Genomic DNA, 5,296 nt, shown 5'->3' with positions numbered 1-5,296 from the left:
CTGCCGGAAAGCCGGGCGCTCAACGCCTCTTCCCGCTCCAGCACCTGTTGCTCGCTGTCGCCTTCGACCAGGAAGAATTGGGTCAGTTGGCCGAACCCGGCCAGCCGCTGAATCTCGGCCTGTTCGGCGACCAGGGTGGGTGACAGCCCTTGCTGGCGGCGAACGTCGTCGTCGGGCTCCAGCCGGGCCAGCCCGATTGCTCCCAATCCGGCCAGCACCAGGACCAAAGCGATCCGGCCCCGGCCAAAGCGGGCTTCGTCCCAGAAACGCCACAGCCCACGGGCCGCCGCCGCGATAGGACGGTTCAAGTGGGAAGCTGGCGCGCGGTCGAGCAGGGGGAACCACAACACCACGGTCAGGAACGAGCCCAACAGCCCCACCGCCGAGAACAAAGCCACCTGTTTCAGGCCGGGGAATGGCGACAGCGCCAAAGCGGAATAGCCGACGATGGCGCAGGCGGCCCCCAGCGATAGCCCCGGCATCACCTGGGCCAGCCGGTCGGCGGGGCGGGTCCGATTGGTGAAGATCTGACCGAAATAAAGCAGGGCGTAATCGACCGCGATGCCGATCAGGCTGGCCCCGAACAATTGGGCGGCGACGTGCAGGCTGCCGAACAACGCAAGGCAGGCCGAAAGTGCCACCAGAAAGCCGGTGCCGATCGCCAGCAGCGACAGCAATAGTGGCCGGGTCGAGCGGAAGGTCAGCACCACCAGCAGCACAATTCCGGCCAGCGAGACCAGTCCGATCCGGCTCGATTCGCTGATGGCCCGGCTGGCTCCGGCCTGGGCGAAAAACACCGCCCCCAAGCGCTTGGCCGTCACGCCAGAGGGAGCATCGGCCAGGGCGGCATCGAAGGCGCTGACGAAGCGGTTCTGGAACTCAAGCGCATAGGGCTCGCCGGTCAGGATCAGGCTGACCAGAACCCAATGGGTGCCGTCCTCGATCACGGTCGGCATTCCCTCGTCGATCGTGAGCCGGTTGGCCGGAACCGGCAGGCCGGTCAGGAAGGCGGGAAACAGCAGGAAGGGATCGCGGGCGAGCAGCCGCGAGTCGACAAAGCCGCCAAAGCCGAACAGCTGCGACAGCGCCCGCGTCACCAGACTCTGGCCCTCGCCGTGTTCCAGCGCGGCGCGGTCGTTGTCGGCCAGCAGACCGGCGCGATAGGGGAAATAGGCCGCGCCCAGGCGCTTGATCGCCTCTGGTCCCGGAACATCGGTTTCGGTCTTGACCAGCCCGGCCTCGGTCAGGCGGCGGCGCAACTCGGTCGCCTCGGCGCGGGCGACATCGCGCTCGGCATGGCCGACCAGCACCACCACCCGCCGCGCCAGGGTTTCGGCGATCCGGTCCTTCGCCGCCTGCACCGCGGGGTCGCGCTCCTCGCGTGGCAGCAGGGCCATGATGTCGGTTTCGAGCGGCAGACCGGCGCGCACGATTGTCGCGACATGGACTCCCGCTGCCACAACCAGGACCAGCCAGATGAGGGCGAGGGTTTTTCTCACTTCAACATCGCCGCCTCGGCGGCATCGAGCGGACGGGTGTTGAGGCTTTGCGCGGTGAAGGTCAGCCGGTCGAAATCGCCGCCGGGTTTTCTGATCTCGACCGCTTCGACAAAGCGGCCCAGTCGCGCGGTGATCTGGGCGATCTGGGCGGCGGTGGGGTCGTCGGGCTTTGACGGCACCAGCGCGATCTGGTCGGCCGTCCGGGTGATCGTGAACACCCCTTCCAACGCCCGCCAATCGCCCCCCAGCGCGCCCGCCATCATGTCGTAGAGGCGGGTGAGAAACGGCAGCCGCGCCGCCGCCAGCCGGGTGGTCTCGGTGCCTTCGACGCTTTGGACCAGCCCGGCCGGGGTCACCACGGTGGTGACCGCGAACGGGGTCTCGGCCCGCCAGATCAGCCCGCGTCCGGGGGCGACGACAAAGCTGCCTTCCGACCGGATCGGATTGGCAAAGCCCTGCATGTGGCGTTCCTGGACGAAATGGCCGCGCAGCACATCGCCGTCTTTCAGCATCGCCGGTTCGGCCCGCAGCCCGGTAGCGGTAACGGCCAGCAGCAGGACCAGGAGTAGAGCGCGGATCATGGCAGCAGCTTTCTGACCCGCTCGACCAGCGCCGACGGAGATTCCAGGCACAATTCCTGGCTGGCCGCTTCGACGGCCAATTGGGTGGTGGTGGCCTTGGTCAGAACCTCGCCAGTGCCCGCGTCGGTGATGCGGTACTCGATCCGCAGGCGGTTTTCATATTCGGCCAGGGTGGCGCTGACCCGGATGGTTTGGGCAAAGCGGACCGGGCGGACATATTTCAGCCGCATATCGACGATCGGCCACAGATAGCCCGACGCTTCCATCTCGGGATAATTATAGCCGATGTGGTCGAGCAGGGCGCAGCGCGCCTGTTCGAGATAGCGCGGGTAATTGCCGTGCCACACCACCTGCATCGGATCGAGATCGTAGAATTGCGCGGTAAGCGTGATCTCTGCGGAAATCATCGGTCGGTCTTCCCCGCCCAGAAGCTGAAGAAATTGTACCATTGCGTCGGCGCGGCCCGGCATTCGGCCTCCAGCCGGGCGGCATAGCGCGCGGCCTGTTCGGCCAGGGCTTCGGCGCGGCGGCCGCGCGGCAGGACGATCCGCTCGGCGAACGGTTCGAGGCTGAGGCTCCACCGCCCCTCGCCGATGCGGCGGCAAAACAGCAGATAGACCGGACAATCGAGCAGGGCCGCCAGCAGCCACGGCCCGTGCGAGAACTCGGCCATCGCCCCCAGAAACGGCACTCGGCTGACCCGGCCTTGCGACAGCACCGGCACCCGGTCGCCCGCGATCGCTACCCATTCGCCCTGCTCGATCCGCTCGCGCAGCAAGATCGCGGTGTCGGGGCCGATCTCGGCGACCTGGATCGTCCGGCTCGGCGCGTCGCCGTGGTGGCGGGCCAGCAGCCGGTTGTAATTCTCGGCATGGCGGGTGTGGACCAGCACGGTCAGCCGCGCCCGCAAGTTCGGGTCCATCAGCGCCCGCGACAGTTCGGCGTTGCCGTGATGGGATACCACCAGCAGGGCGCCGCGTCGGGTCGCCGCCGCCTCGGCCAGGGTCTCGGGGGTGGCGATCTCCATCGCGGCAGGGGGGATCGCGCCCTTCCAGGCGGCGAAGGCGTCGAGTGCGCGGCTGGCGAAATCGCGGAAATGGCGGAACCCATCGGCAAAGCGCGCTGGCCGACCCAGCACCCGACCCAGATAATCGAGCGAGGCGCGGCGTTGCTCGGTTCCACTGAGATAGAAATACAGCACGATCGGCGCGATGACGGCAGCGCAGGCCCGCCGCCCCAGCCATCGATAGGCGGCGGCGACAAGGGCCAGCCCCCACAGCGCGCCGCGTTCGCCCAGTCCGGCCCAATGGGCGGCGGGACGGGGCGGGCGATGGCGTAATACCGGCCAACCTTTGTTTTGACCTGTTGGCCGGTATCTGGCCGCCATTGAGGCGGCGGCCAAGGGCGCGGATGCGCCCGCCCGGCGAGGGGCAATATGGCGGGTCAATTCATTGAGCCGCCGGTATAAGATGCCGGGGAGTCGCCACAACATCGCGGTCACCAGCCGGGTATGCATCCAACTGATGCGGACATTGTCGGCGACGATGGCGAAATTCGACAGATTGCCGGGGGGATAGGTCACCTTCACCGGCACCATCACCGGGGCGATGCCGCGCCAGAACAGCCGAACCATGATGTCGGTATCGAAATCCATCCGCCGTCCGACCGGCTCGCGATCAAGCAGGGCAAGACAGGCGGCCAGCGGATAGACGCGAAAGCCGCACATGCTGTCGCTGATCCGAAAGGACAGGGTTTCGACGAACACCCATAGATGGGTGATCCAACGGCCGATCTTGCGCCCGGTCGGGATGCTGTCGTCATAGAGCGGCGCGCCGCTGATCAGGGCGTCGGGGTTGGCCTCGGCCGCCGCCAGCAGGCGGGGCAGGGCGTCGAGATCGTGCTGACCATCGGCATCGATCTGAACCGCGTGGGTGAAGCCTTGGGCGGCGGCAAGGCGAAAGCCGGTCGCGACCGCGATGCCCTTGCCTTGATTGACCGGCAGCCGGGTCACGCTGACGCCATTGTCTGGATCATTGAGGGCGGCCAGCGCGCTGGCCGCCGGTTCGTCGCTGCCGTCGTCGATCACCAGGATCGGCAGACCGGCGCGGCGCACGGTCGCGATGATCGCGGGCAGGGCGGTCCAGTGATTGCGGCTGGGGATCAGGGCGCAGGGTTTCATCGGCAGGAAGCCGTGCCGGAGGAACATATCTCGTCGCCACGCCGGTACTGGAAGCCCAGCCGCCGTTTCGCCGCCTCGTGGCGGAGCGTCAGAGTGACCCGGTCGTCCGGCAGGATCGTCGCCCGGAACTTGATCTGGAAGTCGCGGGCGGCGGGCAGATCAAGGCCGAGATGCTCGCGGGCAAAGGCAATGGCCCAGTCGATCTGCACCACGCCGGGCAGGATCGGGTGGCCGGGAAAATGCCCCTTAAACCACACCAGAGCGGGGTCGATCTCAAGATCAAGCTCGACAGCGCCGTCCACGCCGCCGCGCTTGGCGACGATCCGGGGCTGGCGGGGCGGCGGCTCGAACACGGTGGCCAGATCGGCATTGCGCCGCTTGCCCATCGCGCCTACCGGCAACGTTTCGACAAAGCGCCAGCGGCGGGGCAGACCGGCGGGATCGAGGCTGGCCGTCAATCCGGCGCGCAAGGCCCGGCCGAGTCGGAACCGTCCCAGCCGGGTCAACTCGGCCTGTCCCGCCGCCGACAGCACCGCCACCGCCGCCAGATGGGGCTGGGGATCGTTCAGCACCACGATTGCGGCATCGGCGATTTCGGGGCGGGCTTTCAGCGCCTGCTCGACGGCATCAAGGCTGATCCGCTTGCCCTCGATCTTGGCGATCCGGTCGGCCCGGCCCAGTAGATGAAACCCGTCCTCGGCGGTAAGCTCGATCCGGTCGGCGATTTCGGCCTTTCCGCCCGGCGCATCGAGACAGAGCAGCCCGGCAGCGTTGCGGCTGACGCGGTAGCCCGGCAGCGGCCGCCACGAACCCTCGCCCGCGCCGTTGCGGGGCCGCATCGCGATCGCTCCGGTTTCGGTGCTGCCATAGATTTCAGTGATGTCGCGCCCAAGAAGCCGCCCGGTCTCGATCACCGCTGCTTCGGGCAAGGGCGCCCCGGCCGACAGGATCAGACGCGGCCGTTTCGCCTCGGCCAGCGGGGGCAGACCGCCCAGCCGGGTCAGATGGGCCGGGCTGGTGACCAGCACCGCGCCTGC

General features: G+C 68.0%; 5 protein-coding genes. All 5 read right to left on the bottom strand.

Annotation, left to right across the window (positions count from 1 at the left end; all coding sequences use genetic code 11):
• A partial coding sequence (locus K678_RS16755; RefSeq protein ID WP_021133667.1) for an MMPL family transporter occupies positions 1-1,499 on the bottom strand: 1,499 nt, incomplete at its 3' end.
• Complete coding sequence (locus tag K678_RS18035) at positions 1,496-2,080, bottom strand: outer membrane lipoprotein carrier protein LolA (RefSeq protein WP_021133666.1); 585 nt, start codon at positions 2,078-2,080, stop codon at positions 1,496-1,498. The genes K678_RS18035 and K678_RS16755, both read right to left, overlap by 4 nt.
• Entirely contained in the window at positions 2,077-2,487 is a 411-nt protein-coding gene (locus tag K678_RS16745; protein ID WP_021133665.1) for an acyl-CoA thioesterase, read from the bottom strand. Before K678_RS16745 ends, K678_RS18035 begins: the two co-directional genes overlap by 4 nt.
• Positions 2,484-4,259: a glycosyltransferase family 2 protein gene (locus K678_RS16740; protein WP_039853711.1), complete on the bottom strand. Its 1,776-nt coding sequence runs from the start codon at positions 4,257-4,259 to the stop codon at positions 2,484-2,486. The genes K678_RS16745 and K678_RS16740 overlap by 4 nt, the downstream gene beginning before the upstream one ends.
• On the bottom strand, positions 4,256-5,296 hold a 1,041-nt coding region (locus tag K678_RS16735; protein WP_021133663.1), incomplete at its 5' end, for an ApeI family dehydratase. The genes K678_RS16735 and K678_RS16740, both read right to left, overlap by 4 nt.

Origin of the sequence: Magnetospirillum fulvum MGU-K5, from assembly GCF_000442515.1 — a bacterium.
GTDB classification, from domain to species: Bacteria; Pseudomonadota; Alphaproteobacteria; order Rhodospirillales; family Magnetospirillaceae; genus Phaeospirillum; species Phaeospirillum fulvum_B.
Note: the sequence above shows the minus strand (reverse complement) of the source record. Positions and strands in the feature narration are given on the sequence as shown.